14 protein-coding genes are annotated in these 14,544 nt (G+C 64.5%); 4 read left to right on the top strand and 10 right to left on the bottom strand.

What is annotated here, in order from left to right; genetic code table 11:
- The first annotated feature begins 263 nt into the window (after positions 1 to 263).
- The 3 genes from pdxY to AC6H34_RS21195 are packed head-to-tail and all read left to right on the top strand — an operon-like array spanning position 264 to position 2,796.
- Positions 264 to 1,112 carry a pyridoxal kinase PdxY gene (gene pdxY / locus AC6H34_RS21205; RefSeq protein WP_448146942.1) on the top strand — a complete coding sequence of 283 codons (849 nt, stop codon included), beginning with the start codon at positions 264 to 266 and terminating at the stop codon, positions 1,110 to 1,112.
- A 60-nt stretch (positions 1,113 to 1,172) separates the two neighbouring features.
- Positions 1,173 to 2,075: a PhzF family phenazine biosynthesis protein gene (locus AC6H34_RS21200; RefSeq protein ID WP_448146941.1), complete on the top strand. Its 903-nt coding sequence runs from the start codon at positions 1,173 to 1,175 to the stop codon at positions 2,073 to 2,075.
- Entirely contained in the window at positions 2,068 to 2,796 is a 729-nt protein-coding gene (locus AC6H34_RS21195; RefSeq protein WP_448146940.1) for an NUDIX hydrolase, read from the top strand. Before AC6H34_RS21200 ends, AC6H34_RS21195 begins: the two co-directional genes overlap by 8 nt.
- 93 nt (positions 2,797 to 2,889) lie before the next feature.
- Here AC6H34_RS21195 and AC6H34_RS21190 read toward each other — a convergent pair whose 3' ends face one another.
- The 7 genes from AC6H34_RS21190 to AC6H34_RS21160 all read right to left on the bottom strand — a co-directional run bounded on the left by AC6H34_RS21190 (position 2,890) and on the right by AC6H34_RS21160 (position 9,999).
- On the bottom strand, positions 2,890 to 3,654 hold the full coding sequence (locus AC6H34_RS21190) for a 2-keto-4-pentenoate hydratase (protein ID WP_497540125.1): 765 nt from the start codon (positions 3,652 to 3,654) through the stop codon (positions 2,890 to 2,892).
- A 30-nt stretch (positions 3,655 to 3,684) separates the two neighbouring features.
- Positions 3,685 to 4,725 carry an L-idonate 5-dehydrogenase gene (locus AC6H34_RS21185; protein WP_497540124.1) on the bottom strand — a complete coding sequence of 347 codons (1,041 nt, stop codon included), beginning with the start codon at positions 4,723 to 4,725 and terminating at the stop codon, positions 3,685 to 3,687.
- 18 nt (positions 4,726 to 4,743) lie between these two features.
- A complete protein-coding gene (locus tag AC6H34_RS21180) occupies positions 4,744 to 6,276 on the bottom strand; it encodes a tripartite tricarboxylate transporter permease (RefSeq protein ID WP_448146937.1) in 1,533 nt (510 codons plus the stop codon).
- A 24-nt stretch (positions 6,277 to 6,300) separates the two neighbouring features.
- Positions 6,301 to 6,747 carry a tripartite tricarboxylate transporter TctB family protein gene (locus AC6H34_RS21175; RefSeq protein ID WP_497540123.1) on the bottom strand — a complete coding sequence of 149 codons (447 nt, stop codon included), beginning with the start codon at positions 6,745 to 6,747 and terminating at the stop codon, positions 6,301 to 6,303.
- Between the two features lie 156 nt (positions 6,748 to 6,903).
- Complete coding sequence (locus tag AC6H34_RS21170) at positions 6,904 to 7,911, bottom strand: Bug family tripartite tricarboxylate transporter substrate binding protein (protein WP_448146935.1); 1,008 nt, start codon at positions 7,909 to 7,911, stop codon at positions 6,904 to 6,906.
- 214 nt (positions 7,912 to 8,125) lie between these two features.
- Positions 8,126 to 8,839 carry a haloacid dehalogenase type II gene (locus AC6H34_RS21165; RefSeq protein WP_448146934.1) on the bottom strand — a complete coding sequence of 238 codons (714 nt, stop codon included), beginning with the start codon at positions 8,837 to 8,839 and terminating at the stop codon, positions 8,126 to 8,128.
- A 65-nt stretch (positions 8,840 to 8,904) separates the two neighbouring features.
- Positions 8,905 to 9,999, bottom strand: a complete 1,095-nt coding sequence (locus tag AC6H34_RS21160; protein ID WP_448146933.1) for an isocitrate/isopropylmalate dehydrogenase family protein — start codon at positions 9,997 to 9,999, stop codon at positions 8,905 to 8,907.
- 323 nt (positions 10,000 to 10,322) lie between these two features.
- Here AC6H34_RS21160 and AC6H34_RS21155 point away from each other — a divergent pair, with 323 nt between their 5' ends.
- A complete protein-coding gene (locus AC6H34_RS21155) occupies positions 10,323 to 11,213 on the top strand; it encodes a LysR family transcriptional regulator (protein WP_448146932.1) in 891 nt (296 codons plus the stop codon).
- Between the two features lie 137 nt (positions 11,214 to 11,350).
- On the opposite strand, the gene AC6H34_RS21150 is transcribed toward AC6H34_RS21155, so the two are convergent.
- The 3 genes from AC6H34_RS21150 to AC6H34_RS21140 are packed head-to-tail and all read right to left on the bottom strand — an operon-like array spanning position 11,351 to position 14,406.
- Positions 11,351 to 12,082: an SDR family oxidoreductase gene (locus AC6H34_RS21150; RefSeq protein WP_448146931.1), complete on the bottom strand. Its 732-nt coding sequence runs from the start codon at positions 12,080 to 12,082 to the stop codon at positions 11,351 to 11,353.
- Positions 12,083 to 12,084: 2 nt separating this feature from the next.
- Positions 12,085 to 13,002: an SMP-30/gluconolactonase/LRE family protein gene (locus tag AC6H34_RS21145; protein ID WP_497540122.1), complete on the bottom strand. Its 918-nt coding sequence runs from the start codon at positions 13,000 to 13,002 to the stop codon at positions 12,085 to 12,087.
- 30 nt (positions 13,003 to 13,032) lie between these two features.
- Positions 13,033 to 14,406, bottom strand: a complete 1,374-nt coding sequence (locus tag AC6H34_RS21140; RefSeq protein ID WP_497540121.1) for an MFS transporter — start codon at positions 14,404 to 14,406, stop codon at positions 13,033 to 13,035.
- Between the last annotated feature and the right edge of the window lie 138 nt (positions 14,407 to 14,544).

Here is a 14,544-nt window from a genome sequence, read left to right as displayed (position 1 = left end):
TTCTACCCCTAAGGAGGAGGCAGGACACGCCAATGACCCCAGCCTTCGCGGCCGTGGAACCGAGGGTTCCCATCGATGAGCGGCCGTGCCGGCGTGGACACGCGGCCCGAATCCTCGCGCGGCTTGCCCGGTATACTCCATGGAGCGGGCAATTTGATGGGATCGATCAATAATCCTGATAGGCTCGGCCGCCCTGCAATGTTGCGTCCTGCGGCATTATCGTCTCATCTGCGAGGCATCTTCCATGCCCTCCCGGTTGCGCAATGAACATTCTCTCCATCCAGTCCTGGGTTACCTATGGCCATGTCGGCAATGCCTCGGCAGTCTTTCCGATGCAGCGCCTGGGCTGCGAGGTCTGGGCCATCCACACCGTGCAGTTTTCCAATCATACCGGCTACGGGGCATGGAAAGGCCGCGTCTATGATGGAACCATGGTGGATGAACTGGTGGAGGGCCTCGCCGAACGCGGCGTTCTCGGCCGCTGCGACGGAGTGCTCTCGGGCTATATGGGTTCGTCCGACATCGGCAACGCCATCATGGCCGCGGTCGAGAAGGTGCGGGCCGCCAATTCCGCCGCCACCTATTGCTGCGACCCCGTGATCGGCGACGTCGGCCGCGGCATCTTCGTGCGTCCCGGCATTCCCGAGTTCATGCGTGACAAGGCGGTGCCGGCGGCAGACGTGGTGACGCCCAACCGGTTCGAACTCGAATATCTTTCAGGCCAGGAAATCCGGACGGTGGGCCAGGCCAAGGCCGCCGTCTCGGCGCTGCATCGCCTCGGCCCGAAGGTCGTGCTCGTGACGTCGCTCGACACGCAGGAAACGCCGGAGGACGCGATCGATCTTCTCGCCTCCGACGCCAGCGGTTTCTATCGCATGCGCACCCCGCGCCTCGGCCTGTCGATCAATGGCGCGGGCGACGCGATCGCCGCGCTGTTCAATCTGCACTGGAAGCGCTCGGGATCCGCCGCTGAAGCGCTCGATCTCGCCGGCTCCTCCATCTACGGCCTCCTCAAGCGCACGGAAGAGGCCGGCTCGCGCGAGATCCTGACCGTGGAGGCCCAGGAGGAATTCGTCACGCCGAGTCGCCGCTTTCCCGTCGAGAAGGTCTGACGGCCCCTCGGGCCCGCAGCCTTCCTCCGGCCCGCAGGGGCCAGCCATTCAGGAGTTCCCATGCCCCGCCGCTTCTACACCCTTGACGTCTTCACCGACCATGCACTCGCCGGCAATCCGCTCGCCGTGGTGCTCGACAGCGAAGGCCTCGATACCGCCGCGATGCAACGGATCGCCCGCGAGTTCAACTTGTCCGAGACGGTCTTCGTCCTGCCGCCGGCCGACGACCGGCACAGAGCCAGGATCCGTATCTTCACGCCGGGCCTGGAAATGCCCTTCGCCGGCCATCCCACGGTTGGAACCGCCGTCCTGCTGGCGAGCCTGGACCATGAAAATGCCAGCGGTGACTACTTGTTCGGCCTTGAGGAACTGATCGGCACCGTGCCCTGCGCCGTCAGCCTCGGCGGTGATGCCGCCTATGCACGCTTCGACGTGCCCGCCCTGCCCACGGAGCGCGGCGCCCCGGCCGCGACCGCGCTGATCGCCGAAGCGCTCGGCCTCAACGTCGCCGACATCGGGTTCGAGAACCACGTCCCGACATTGTTCGGCACCGGCTTCCCCTACACCTTCGTGCCGGTCCGCACCCTGGAAGCCATGGGGCGCATCCGCATCAACACCAGCCTCTGGATTTCGGCTTTCGGCCAGGAGGGCCTCGGCGCGGCCTATGCCTATACGCGCCAGACCGTGGAGCCGACATCGAGCCTCCACGCCCGCATGTTCTCGCCGGGAGACGGTATCCCCGAGGATCCCGCCACGGGATCGGCCGTGGCCGGCCTGTCGGGCGTGCTCCATCGCTTCGACGATCTCAGCGAGGGCAATCGGCATTTTCGTATCGAGCAGGGCTTCGAAATGGGCCGCCCGTCCCTTATCGACCTCACCATGCAGATCGATGGCGTGAACTTCCGCTCCGCCTCCATCGGAGGCCACGCGGTGATCGTCAGCCAAGGGAAGCTGCATGTCTGATCCGCAGATCGTCGAACTCGATGAGATCGATTGCCGCTTCGAGCCGCGCCCCTGGGCTTTCGCGGAAGAAAACCACGCGGCGATCGCAACGCACTGGGAGGAGGTCATCCGGCAGAAGCCCGCCAGCTTCAACGGCAGGATCCTGCTGCTGCATCGCTGGGAAATCAGCGGCCGGCGCTTCCGCGGTTCCTACCTCATGACAGACTATGCGAGCTTCCTGGCCTGGCGCGATTTCGGCACGCCGGGAGAGCCCAAATGGAACTGCTTCGCCATGGCGGCTCTCCAGGCGGCCGATGGCGCCTTTCTGCTCGGCGAGATGGCCGAGCATACCAGCAACGCCGGGGCCATCTATTTCGCGGCCGGCACGCCCGACCCGTCGGACCTCGACGGAGACATGGTCAATCTCGCCGGCAGCGTCACGCGGGAGCTCGAGGAGGAGACCGGCGTATCGCCCCGCGACGTGACGATCGCCGCCGGCTGGACCGCCGTATTCCATGGCCCCCGCATCGCGATGATGAAGACCGTTCGGTCGCCAGTTCCGGCAGGAGCGCTGAAGGCGAGGATCGAGGGCTTTCTCGCCGCCGACAGCCAGCCCGAACTCAGCCGCATGCATGTCGTCCGGAGCCGCGACGACCTGGTGGCCGACAGGATGCCGGCGTTCCAGCGCGCCTATCTCATGCATCGGCTGGAACGGATCTCGTCTGAAGCGCCTGGAGTCTAGAGCGCCGTCGCTCGAGACCTGGTCGCTGCCGGGGTGGGAGAAGTCTCCCGCCGGGGCGGACGAAGGCAGGGCCCGCAGCCCCTGGCACGCAACTCAGATCCTCACGGTCACGGCCTTTCCGATCGAACGTGCCGTGATTCGACCGGCACCCTCGGGTGTTTCGAACGGCCGCGTCAGCGTCCCCGTCAGGATGACGTTCCCACGGCGCAATGAAAGCTCGCGCCGGCGCGCATGGTCGATGAACTCATGGAGCGCCGCCAGCGGATCGACGAGATCCTCGCCCGCGAGCCCACGCGCCTGCTCGACACCGTCGACTTCGACGGCAACATCGGCGACGATCGCGCCGAGATCCCCGATGTCGAGGGCCTCCCCCAGCACGATGGCGTGGGCGAAGGCGTTGTCGGCCACCGTTTCCGGTACGCTCGCTTTGGTCCTGTCGGCATAGCGGGACTGCACCAGTTCGAATGACGCATGCGCCGAGATACGACCTGGCAGCGCCTGGAGAGCGCCCGCTTCGACATCCTCATCCACGACGAAGGCGATCTCGAATTCGACGACCAGGGGCCGTCCGTTCGTCCGCGGGGCGAGATCTCCGGATTTCAGCGAGCGCGACGCCACGATCTGCCCGATCAGCGGCACGGTGAGGCCGTTCTGGCGCTTACCGGCGGGACTGCCGCCGCCGAGTTTCCAGCCGACCACCGGCCCGCCGAGCCGGGCCACGAAAGCCTCCTGGACCGCATAGCCCTGCGCAAGCGTGGCCGGGCGCAGGCCCGGCGAAAAGCCGGGCAGCGCGTCCCCTCCCCGCCATGTGTCCGCAAGCAGGGAGGCTGCGGCCTCGGGGTCGAAGGCTGTGGTCATGGTGGCACCTCAAGGAACGATCGGGATTGCTCAGGCCTCGCCGAGCGCAAGCTGGACTTTTATCGACCGACTCTTGTCGGCGGCGAGGTCGAAAGCTCGCCGTGCTTCCGGCAGCGGTACGATCTCCGTCAGGAGTGGACGTACGTCGATCTGCCGCCGGGCTATGAAGGAGACCGCCGTCTGGAACTCAGTGTCGAAGCGGAAGGTGCCGACCATATTGATCTCCTTGGTGACGACGATCGACATGGGCAGATCCGCCTGGGCGCCCTGGCCGATCTGCACGATCGTTCCCAGGGGCCGCACCACCTTGAGGCCCGACAGCAGCGGTACGGCACTTCCGGCCGCCTCGAACATGACGTCGAACCAGCCTTTCTCGGCTTCGAACGACGACATGGCCTCGGGCTCGCTGGCGACGTTGATGGTTCGGTCCGCTCCCATCCGGCGCGCCATGGCCAGCGGCCCGTCGAGAATGTCGGTGGCCACGATCTCCGCCGCCCCGGCCGCTCGTGCCGCCGCAACGGTCAGGATGCCGATCGGGCCGGCGCCCGTGACCAGCACGCGCTGCCCGAGCAGTGAACCCGCGCGGACGACGGCATGGAGGCAGACAGCGAGCGGCTCGGCGAAGGCGGCCTCATTGACCGATGTACCCTCCGGCAGCGGCACCGCCTGCATGGCTTCGCAGACGATGCTGTCGCGGAACGCTCCCTGGACATGGGGCATGCGCATCGCCGAGCCGTAGAAGCGCATGTCGAGGCAATGATTGTGCATCCCTTTCGCACAGAATCGGCAGATGCCGCAGGCGAGACTCGGATTGACGGCCACGACGTCGCCGGCCTTCACCGAGGTGACGCCCGGTGCCACCTCCTGAACGATGCCGGCGACCTCGTGGCCCAGGATCATGGGCTCGCGCAGCCGCACGGCACCAAAGCCGCCATGCAGGTAATAGTGCAGGTCCGAGCCGCAGATGCCTCCCGCACGAAGGCCGACGCGCACCTGGCCAGGCCCGAGTTGCGGGAGGTCGCGTTCCTCGACGCGCAGATCGAGCGGCGCATGCAGGACCACAGCTCTCATGACAGGCTTTCCTTCACTTCATTTGACGGGTGACCGTCGCTTGCCGACAACATCGAGCGAACGGGTAAGAAGAGACGATACGCTCATCTTACGGCTGGAAAGCAGCAACGCCAGCAACAAGGTGAGAACGAGGATGCCAAGACTGATCGGACGGGTGAAGAAGGTCGAGGCATCGCCGCCCGAGATGATCATGGCACGGCGAAAATTCTCCTCAAGCAGGGGCTCCAGCACGAGAGCGAGGATCAAGGGTGCCGGACTGCAGCCCACCGTCTTGAAGAACACGCCCACTGCCGCGAAGATCGCCGCCAGCAGCACGTCGAAGGACTGGTTGTTCACGCTGAAGACGCCGATGCAGCAGAAGGCCAGGATAGCCGGAAAGAGCGCCTGGAACGGCATGCGCAGCAGCCTGATCCAGATGCCGATCATCGGCAGGTTTAGCACCAGCAGCATGACGTTGCCGATCAGCATGCTGGCGATCACGCCCCAGAACAGGTCAGGATATTTGGTCATCACCTGCGGCCCAGGGGAGATACCCTGGATCTGCAGCGCTCCCAGCATGAGCGCCATCGCCGCCCCGGCGGGAATGCCGAGCGTCAGCATGGGAATGAAATGGGTGAGCGCGGCGGCGTTGTTGGCCGACTCGGGGCCGGCCACGCCCTCGATCGCTCCCTTGCCGAAACGCGCCGGATCCTTGGCGAGCTGGCGCTCCATGGCATAGGAGGCGAAGGAACTCAGCAGCGGTCCGGTGCCGGGAAAGATGCCGAGGAACCCGCCGAGCGCCGTGCCGCGCACGATCGGCTTCCAGGCCGCGGCAAGATCCGGGCGTGTCGGCAGGAGGCCTTTGACCTTGGCCATCACACCCTCCCGGCGGATCGGGAAGCCCACATTCATGATCACCTCGGTGAAAGCGAAGAGCCCCACCGCCACCGCGACGAAGTTGATGCCATCGGCCATCGCCGGCACGCCGAAGGTGTAGCGCTCGTCGCCGGTCGTGAGGTCCGTGCCGATGCAGCCGAGCAGCAGGCCGAGCACGGACATGCTGAGCGTCGTTACCAGCTTGTCATTGGTGAGCACGCAGGCCATGACGAGCGCCATCACGATGGTGGCGAAATATTCCGTAGGCCCGAACATCATCGAGACGTCGGCGAGGAGCGGCGAAAGCACCGCGATCACCACCACGCTGACGCAGCCGGCGAAGAAGGAACCGATGGCCGAAATCGACAAGGCCGGTCCTGCCCGCCCCGCCTGCGCCATCGGGTGGCCGTCGAGGCAGATGACCACCGAGCTCGGCTCGCCCGGCATGTTGAGCATGATCGCCGTGGTGGAACCGGCGTGATGCGAGCCGTAGTAGATGCCCGACAGCATGATCAGCGAGCCGATCGCCGGCATCTTGAAGGTGAGCGGCAGCAGCATGGCGATGGCCGTGACGGGTCCTATGCCCGGCAGGATGCCGACCAGCGTGCCGGCTGCCGCGCCGATGAGGCAGAACAGGAGATTGGCGGGGCTGAATGCCACCGAGAAACCGAGATTCAGGTTTTGCAGAAATTCCATGATGCAGCTCCCTTCCGCGGCCCGTCAGCGCCAGCCCAGCGTGATCGGGAGCTGAATGACATAGATGAAGACGAACCAGGTAAGGGCCAGGACAGCAGCATAGATGGCCAGCACCGCGAGGGGCTGCCGGAAGATGCGGCTGTAGCAGCCCAGACCCATCAGCGCCGCGAGCGAGACCGCCAGGCCGAACGGCCTGATCAGGAATGAGAAGGCGATCACGCCGGCAATGATGAAGAGGCAGGCCACGACCGGAATGCGGTCCATGTGGACGGGCTGCTTCGTCCGGATGGCCTGGATCACGGACACGCCGCCAAGCAGTACGAGGCAGATCCCGAGCAACATCGGAAAATAGCCCGGTCCCATTTCGCTCGCGCTGCCGAGATCGGCCGGCAGCAGCTTGAGGGCGACGATACCTATGAAGAGAAAGAAGAGACCGGATGTGAATTGCTTCTGGTCGACGATCTTGAGCATGAAACCCTCCCCAGCAGTGTTCCATGACCGACGCCACGAAGGGCCCTGCCCTTAGCGGGCAGGAGCGACACTGCAAGACACCAAATTCGGGCCGTTTTCTTGGGCTCGGTGCCGCGCCCCGCGAAGGAGCGAGGCCGGGCCATGGCCGGGATCGGTTCAGCCGCCGAGCTTCACGCCGACCTTCTGAACGATCTCCCGCCAATGGGCGAGATCCTTCACCTGGTAGTCCCTGAAGTCCTTGCCGCCGATATCCAGGGGCTCGAGGCCGAGGTCATGGAGGCGCTGGACAGTCTTGGGATCCTGGATGATCGCCGACATGTGGTCGCGGATGGTCTTGACGATATCGGCGGGCGTGCCGGCTGGCGCATAGATGCCGGTGCACAGATCCACCGTCAGCTCCGGCATACCCTGTTCGCCGACCGTCGCGAGATCGGGCAGCACTTTCATGCGATTCTGCCCGGTGCTGGCGACGGCCCGCAGCGTGCCGGCGGTGAGATAGGACATCACCGAGGCGGAGGATGGCAGCGTCAGGTCGGCGAAGCCCCCGGTGACCGCCACCACGGCCGGCGCCGCGCCGCGATAGGGCACATGCACCATGTCGATGCCCTCGACCTTGGCGATATAGGCCGTTTCCAGATGCCCGCCGCCGCCGACGCCGGAACTGCTGTACTTCAGCTCGCCCGGATGTGCCTTGCCGTACTCGACCAGATCCTTCATCGATTTGATCGGCAGCTTGGGATTGACGGCGACGATCAGCGGATCGGACGCGAAGCCCGAAACGAATTCGAAATCGTCCGGGATCTTGTAGGGAACGCTGGGCTTGACTGCCGGCAGAATGGTGATGCCGTCGGAGGACGCCCAGAGCAGCGTATAGCCGTCATTGGTGGACTTGGCGGCCTGTTCGATGCCGATCTGGGATGCCGCGCCCTCGACGTTCTCGACCACGACGTTCTGGCCGAGGCTTCTGCTCAACCCCTCGGCGGCGATGCGCGCGGTCAGGTCGGTTCCCCCACCGGGCGGGAAAGGCACGATCAGCCGTATCGGCTTGTCGGGATAGGTGGCGGCAGAAGCGGCGCCGGGCAGGCCCGCCACGGCAAGTCCAAGGGCGGCGACGCCTCCCCGCAGGATTGTCCGCCGGCTCGGATAGCTGGATGTGGTCTTCATGATTCCTACTCCCTCGGGTCCATTGTTTTTGCCCCCGGACGTCGGACGGTACGTCTCGGGCTTTGTCGATTTCGGTTCGGGCACCCCGCATGCGTCGACGGCGGCGACCGGGGTGCGTGGGACCGCAGTAGCGATCTCCGATCGCCGCCCGCGGTTCCAAAAAGCGCTTCGTTTTCGAGAGTAGCGGTCGCAGATCGCCGCTCCCTTCCCGAAATCAGCAACCGAGCTTTGTCGCAAGCTCGGGGAAGCTATCGGCGATCACGTCGAAGTCGTGCTCGGCCCGCAGATCCTTGGTCTTGTTCGGGCCATCCTCGAGCGGCCGGTCCACATAGGCGGTCTTGAAACCGCGGCTGCGGGCAGCCAGCAGATCGCTGTTGTGCGCAGCCACCATCATGATCTGCTCAGGCGGCAGATCGAGCGCGGCGGCGCTGCGGTCATAGGTCTGGGGCGTCGGCTTGTAGGATTGCGCGATCTCGGCCCCGACGATGGCGTCCCAGGGCAGGCCGGCATGGCGAGCCATATTGGCCATCAGGGCGATATTGCCGTTCGACAATGTCGCCAGGATATACTTACGCCGAAGCCGCGTAAGGCCTTCGATGGCATCGGGCCAGGCATCGAGACGGCGCCACGCATGGCTGAGGTCGTCAATCTCGGCATCGCTCAGCCCCTCCACCCCGAACTGCGGCAGGACGAGCAGAAGATTTTCGCGATGGAGGATGTCGAGTTTTACCCAGGGCCGCTCGCCAGTGCGAACCTTCTCCATCGCAGGTTGATAGCAAGCGCGCCACTTATCCGCGAAGCCGTGCCAGTCGAGATCATATCCCTTGGGCGAGAGCGCTGTTTTTGTCTCCCGAGCGACGCCATCTCTCCAGTTGACGACCGTACCGAATACATCGAACGTCAACGCCTTTACATTGTCTATAGCCATATCTCACAGTTCCTGAATAAACCACCCGGCGGACGATAGACCGGGACACGCTGATAGCCAGGCTTTCACGGATTCTTGATCTTTTCGATCACGGCCCTGGCGATCGCGCTCGTTCCATCCTGTCCGCCGATGTCGAAGGACTTGACGGCACCGGCCCCGAAGGCGGCATCGATGGCTGTTTCGATCTCCTCGGCTGCCTCGCTCAGGCGGCTGCTGCCATGACGAACGGCAAGCCAGTCGAGCATCATGGCGGCGGAAAGGATCATGGCGACGGGATTGGCGATGCCCTTGCCGGCGATATCGGGGGCACTGCCGTGGCAAGGCTGGAAAAGCGCGTGCTCATCGCCGATGTCGGCCGACGGGGCGAAGCCCATGCCGCCGACGAGGCCGGCGCCGAGGTCGGAGAGAATATCGCCGAACATGTTCTCCGTGAGCAGGACGTCGAACTCCCAGGGCTTGCGGATGAGATCGAGCGCCATGGCGTCAATCGAATGCTGGCGCGCCTCCACGTCGGCCTGCCGGCCCGCGACCTCGAAGAAGACCTTGCGCATGAACGCGAAGGAGAGGAAGGCGTTGGACTTGTCGACCAGCGTCACGACGCCCTTGCGGTTACGGCGCTCGGATCGGCGCTTGGCGAGGTCGAAGGAGAAGCGGGAGACGCGCTCGGTGACACCCCGGGTGATGACCATAGTGTCCTTGGCGACCGTGTCGTCTTCCACCGTGCCCTTGCCGCGCGAGGCGAAGAGGCCCTCGGTCGATTCCCGAACGAGGGCGAAGTCGATTTCGCGGGCGCGGGGAGAGGCCAGCGCCAGCGGCACCCCGGGAATGGCACGGATCGGGCGCAGGCCGGCATAGAGTCCCATCCGGAAACGCAGGTCGAGTTGGGGAGCGGGTTCGGTACCGTCGGGATGTCTGATATCGGGCAGCCCCATGGCGCCGAAGAGGATGGCATCCGCCTTCTCGGCCGCCTCGAAGGCATCCTCCGTCATCGCGACGCCGGTTTCCTTGTATTGGCGGGAGCCGCCGCTGACATAGCTCTTGGAGAAACTGAAATCGTGCCGTGCTTCGACGGCATCGAGAACGGCAACAGCGGCCTCCATGACTTCCTGGCCGATACCGTCGCCAGGCATGACCGCCAGTTGAAACGAATTCGAAGACATTACATTGCTCCCTAGTGGAGCAATACTTTAAGTTGGCTGCGTCATGCCCGAACAGCATCGGTTCGGCATGCCCCCTTTCTCCGATGGCGGACGCTGCTGCGCCCCTTCCGGCAGGGCTTGAACATTCTGGATAGAAAAGTCCAGATAACCGAGCTGCTTCGCGTGCGATGGCCGACATGCCCATTCCTCGGGCCGAAGGCCGGTTTCACCGAGGCGGCTCCGGCAAGAAAACAAATGAGACGGCCTCCCTCGTCACGAATCGGGAGACGTTCGAGACAAGCGCCACCTCGAGTGGGATGGCGTCGACAAGGGAAGGGAGTGGCGTGAAGAAACCGGACTTTACCACCTTGCGGATATTCCTGACCGTTCATCGGCTGGGCAACATCAGCAAGGCCGCCGAGTATGAGCACATCGCATCATCCGCGATCAGCAAGCGCATCCAGACCCTCGAAGCCGAAATGGGCGCACCCCTGTTCTACCGCCACTCGAGAGGGGTCACTGCAACGCCGGCCGGGGAAACGCTGGCCAGACACGCCCTCACGCTCTTCGACAGCCTTAACCGCATGACAGCCGACATGAGCAGCTTCGTCTCCGGCGTAGCCGGTCAGGTGCTGATCCACTCCCATACTTCGGCGATCATCGAGTTTCTCGCACCGCAACTCGCTTCCTTCAGCGCCAAATATCCGGATGTGAAGGTCATCCTGCGCGAAGACACCAGCACGGCTGTGGTGCAATCAACGGTGGAGGGCATCAGCGATATCGGCATCTTCGGAGGCAACATCGAAACGCCGGATACCCTCAACGTGATCCGCTACAAGCGGGACCGGCTGGTGGCGCTGCTGCCGGCAGGCCATCAACTCGCGGATCGCGAGACGATCAGCTTCGAGGATCTCCGCGATTTCGACCATATCAGCCTGGCGACGGGCAGTTCGCTGCAGAAATTGCAGGCCGACATGGCTCAGGCCTGTGGCTTCGTCGTCCGCACGCGGATCGAGGTCAAGACCTTCGAACCTGCCATCCGCATGGTCGAAGCGGGCCTGGGCATTGCCATCATTCCCGATGGCGTGCTGCGCGACGAACGCGTGCGCCCCGAGGTCAGGGTGGTGCAGCTCTCCAACCCATGGGCGACGCGTCAGCACCTCATCTGCACGCGCAACGGCCGCCAGCTCACCGCCGCAGCGGCTCTGCTCCTCAAGCATATTTGCGAGAGCTGAGACGCAGGGCCCGCGGTCCGCGAGGCTCGATCAGGGAGGACAGCGCCGGCCGGTCCGTGTCCACGCCCCCCCGGCTCTCCGGCCGGGTTCACGCTCCGTGCACGGTCCTCGGCCGCATGCGGCGGGATCTCGTCATTTCATCTTCCACCGCTGACGCGGATGTCGGTACCGACCACGTAGCTGGCCGCATCGGAGAGAAGAAAAACCACGACGGAGGCGATTTCGTCCGCCGTGCCGGAGCGACCTATCGGGATGGAGGGCGAGAGCCGCGCGAGCCGATCCGGCGAATTCATATCCGTCTCGATCAGGCCGGGATTGACACAGTTTACCCGGATCCCCTCACGCGCGACTTCCAGACCCAGCCCGTGCGTCATGACGTTCACCGCGCCCTTGGTGGCCGCATAGTGGACCCGTTCGCCGGGAGCACCCAGCCAGGACGAGGCGGAGCCCATATTGACGATGACACCCCCCTGCCCGCCCCTGGCCGTCGACATACGCTGTACGGCCTCGCGGGCGCAGAAGAATACGCCCACCACGTTTACATCGATCACCCTGCGCAGTTCCTCGGTCGTCAGGTCGGCGACGCGGACCGGTCCGCCATTGATGCCGGCATTGTTGACGAGGCCGGCAATGCGGCCATGACGCGCCGCCTCGTCGAAGAGCCGCGCGACGTCCTCCTCCCTGGAGCTGTCGGCCTGGACGGCATGGGCACGGCCGCCGGCCTCCGAGATGCTCCTGACCACAGCCTCCGCATCCTGCGCTCCCTTCATGTAGCTCAGCACCACCAGCCAGCCCTGGGCGGCAGCCTGGCGCGCGATCGCGGCGCCGATACCTCTGCTGCCGCCGGTCACGACGAGAACCTTGTCCATGGTCACTTTCCTCTTTCACTGGGATCCGATGCGTCACCTTGTCCGAACCATGACTCCGGCACGCCGCGCACGCCATGGTTCCTGATCGCGAAAATCGAACCAGCCTCCGGTTCTCTCGCGCGCTGCTCCTCACTCAGGAAGATGCTGCCGCTGGTGACATAGAGAATGTCGAGGTCATCGCCCCCGAAGCTGCACATGGTCGGCGTACTGACCGGGAGACGAAGGAGACGATCGAGGCGCCCCGTCGGATCGAACCGGCCGATGGCACCGTCGAAGATCAACGCACACCAATAGAAGCCTTCGCTGTCGAAGGTCCCCCCATCCGTCTGCCAGGGCATCTCGACGCTGGAGAAGAACGGGCGCCGATTGCTCACCTGGCCGGCATCGAGGTCGAAGTCATAGGCGTAGAGCAAGCCGGCATTGGTATCCCCGACGATCATCGTACGATCATCCGGGCTGAAGGCGAGACCGTTTCCCAGGATGTAGCCCGTATCCATCCTGTGGCAGGACAGGTCGGGATCCAGGCGGAACAGCGAGCCGCCCGGATCCTCCTCGCTGGAGCCAGTGGAGACGCACCAATAGCGCCCGCGCCGATCGATCTTGCCGTCATTGAGGCGATGTTCCGGGTTGGCCGCCTCGGGATCGGCAATGGTCGTCACGCTCCCATCCGAGGGATCGAAGTGCACAAATCCCCTTTTCGTCCCCGCTACCAGCCCTCCCCCCCTCCTCAGGGCGATGGTGCCGAGCCGGTTCGGCATCGCCCACTCCCGGAACGCACCGTCGGCTCCGAGTCGCTGGATCGAAGGCCGCCGCGTGTCGACCCAGTACAGCGCGCGTTCCAGTGGGTGCCAGAGCGGTGATTCACCCACGAGATTGCCGGCCGACTTCACCACCTGGATGTCGTATTGCCGTTTGAGCATCGCATGTTTCCTCGATTGCCGGTCGGCCCTCTATCCTTCCTGATCGAATCCGTAGACTTCGGGGAGGATGAAGATCGCGGCGAGCAGGCCGACAAGGGCGATACCGGAGACCAGGAGGGTCGCGTTGGCCTGTCCTATCGCCGTGAAGATGGTGGGGAAGAGGAAGATGGATGGAAAGGCGGCCAGCTTGACGAACATATAGGAGAAGCCGCCGGCCGTACCGCGATATTCCGGCTTGGCGACGACGGTGGAGATCGTCATGCAGTTGGAGACCGAAAGGTACTCGCCCCAGATCATCACCGCCGCCGCGAAAGGCAGGACGGAAGTCCATCCCGCGTAAAGCGCCGCGGCTGCCGCCAGCAAGGCAACGAACACCGTGCCGAAGCCTAGAATGCCCACGCCGCGGTGCCCCACTTTCGTGGTGATCCAGGGCGCCATCCAGCCCGATACCGCCGCGACGCCATAAAGGCAGAAGAGGATCAGGTCGTTCCCGAGCAGTGTCGAGACGCCGACCATGGCGAACAACACCGGCAGGTAGAAGCCGAACGTCTGGAAATCGGCAGTGGCGCAGAAATTCGCGATCCAGCCATAGAGGCTGGCGCGCCAGCGGACGGGATCGCGGCGCAGGTCGGCCAGGAACGCCGTCGGGCTGGGCTTGACCACCTGGATGTCGCGGTCCGGCAGCATGTCGAGAGGGTCGTTGTACATGCTGAGCGAGACCTGCTTGGCCTCCCGGAAGCGCCCCTGGCGGATCAGCCATACCGGTGTCTCTGGAAGGTTGCGGCGCATCACCAGGATGAGAAGAGCCGGCGCCGCGCCGAGCCCCAGCGTGATGCGCCATAGCAGTTCGTGATCCATACCCGTCAACAGCAGCAGGGCGACCACCCCCACCGAGGCCATGCTGCCGACAGCGAACACGAACTGCCAGCGATTGCCCATCAACTCACGCTGGCCCTTGGGCAGGAACTCCATGATGTAGCTGAAGCCGGTCGCCGGATCGCTGCCGAGCGGGATGCCCAGGAAAAAACGCACGACAATCAGCCAGCCGATGCTGGTGACGAAGGACTGCGCAAGCGCCAGCACGATGAAGATCGCCATCGTCGACAGGAACATGATGCGCCGGCCCAGCTTGTCCGTCAGCCATCCGCCGAACAGGGCGCCGACGATGGCGCCTCCTTGCGTGGCAGCAGCGGCAAGGCCCAGGGCCAGGGGGGCCGGATTGTAGTGCTCACGGATGAAGACGAGCACGAAGCCGATGGCATAGAGATCCCAGGCCTCCACCAGAATCGACGCCAGCATGAGCCAGCCGATGGAAGAACTCTTGGTACTGTAGTTGTTTACGAGGTGACGAACCGCTTCGCCGATATTGTCTCGTTGCGGTACGCTGGTCTCTGCAGACGTCATCCAATGCCTCCCCGATTGCCCGCTTTTCTTGGCGTTGCAGGCCGACGATGTCCCTCGCCTTTGCCGCCGCCATTCGAACATTCGGGAATCAGGTAGCACCCGGGTCAGGCGCCTTGAATTATCGTCTCGGCATCCCCC

It is taken from the genome of Labrys sp. ALF-8 (genome assembly GCF_059699065.1).
This window is presented reverse-complemented; position numbering and strand designations above follow the sequence as displayed.

Bases quoted from the DNA above. Each gene is read 5' to 3' on its own strand.
- pdxY (WP_448146942.1), top strand. From the start codon at position 264: ATGAACATTCTCTCCATCCAGTCCTGGGTTACCTATGGCCATGTCGGC.
- AC6H34_RS21200 (WP_448146941.1), top strand. From the start codon at position 1,173: ATGCCCCGCCGCTTCTACACCCTTGACGTCTTCACCGACCATGCACTC.
- AC6H34_RS21195 (WP_448146940.1), top strand. From the start codon at position 2,068: ATGTCTGATCCGCAGATCGTCGAACTCGATGAGATCGATTGCCGCTTC.
- AC6H34_RS21190 (WP_497540125.1), bottom strand. From the start codon at position 3,654: ATGACCACAGCCTTCGACCCCGAGGCCGCAGCCTCCCTGCTTGCGGAC.
- AC6H34_RS21185 (WP_497540124.1), bottom strand. From the start codon at position 4,725: ATGAGAGCTGTGGTCCTGCATGCGCCGCTCGATCTGCGCGTCGAGGAA.
- AC6H34_RS21180 (WP_448146937.1), bottom strand. From the start codon at position 6,276: ATGGAATTTCTGCAAAACCTGAATCTCGGTTTCTCGGTGGCATTCAGC.
- AC6H34_RS21175 (WP_497540123.1), bottom strand. From the start codon at position 6,747: ATGCTCAAGATCGTCGACCAGAAGCAATTCACATCCGGTCTCTTCTTT.
- AC6H34_RS21170 (WP_448146935.1), bottom strand. From the start codon at position 7,911: ATGAAGACCACATCCAGCTATCCGAGCCGGCGGACAATCCTGCGGGGA.
- AC6H34_RS21165 (WP_448146934.1), bottom strand. From the start codon at position 8,839: ATGGCTATAGACAATGTAAAGGCGTTGACGTTCGATGTATTCGGTACG.
- AC6H34_RS21160 (WP_448146933.1), bottom strand. From the start codon at position 9,999: ATGTCTTCGAATTCGTTTCAACTGGCGGTCATGCCTGGCGACGGTATC.
- AC6H34_RS21150 (WP_448146931.1), bottom strand. From the start codon at position 12,082: ATGGACAAGGTTCTCGTCGTGACCGGCGGCAGCAGAGGTATCGGCGCC.
- AC6H34_RS21145 (WP_497540122.1), bottom strand. From the start codon at position 13,002: ATGCTCAAACGGCAATACGACATCCAGGTGGTGAAGTCGGCCGGCAAT.
- AC6H34_RS21140 (WP_497540121.1), bottom strand. From the start codon at position 14,406: ATGACGTCTGCAGAGACCAGCGTACCGCAACGAGACAATATCGGCGAA.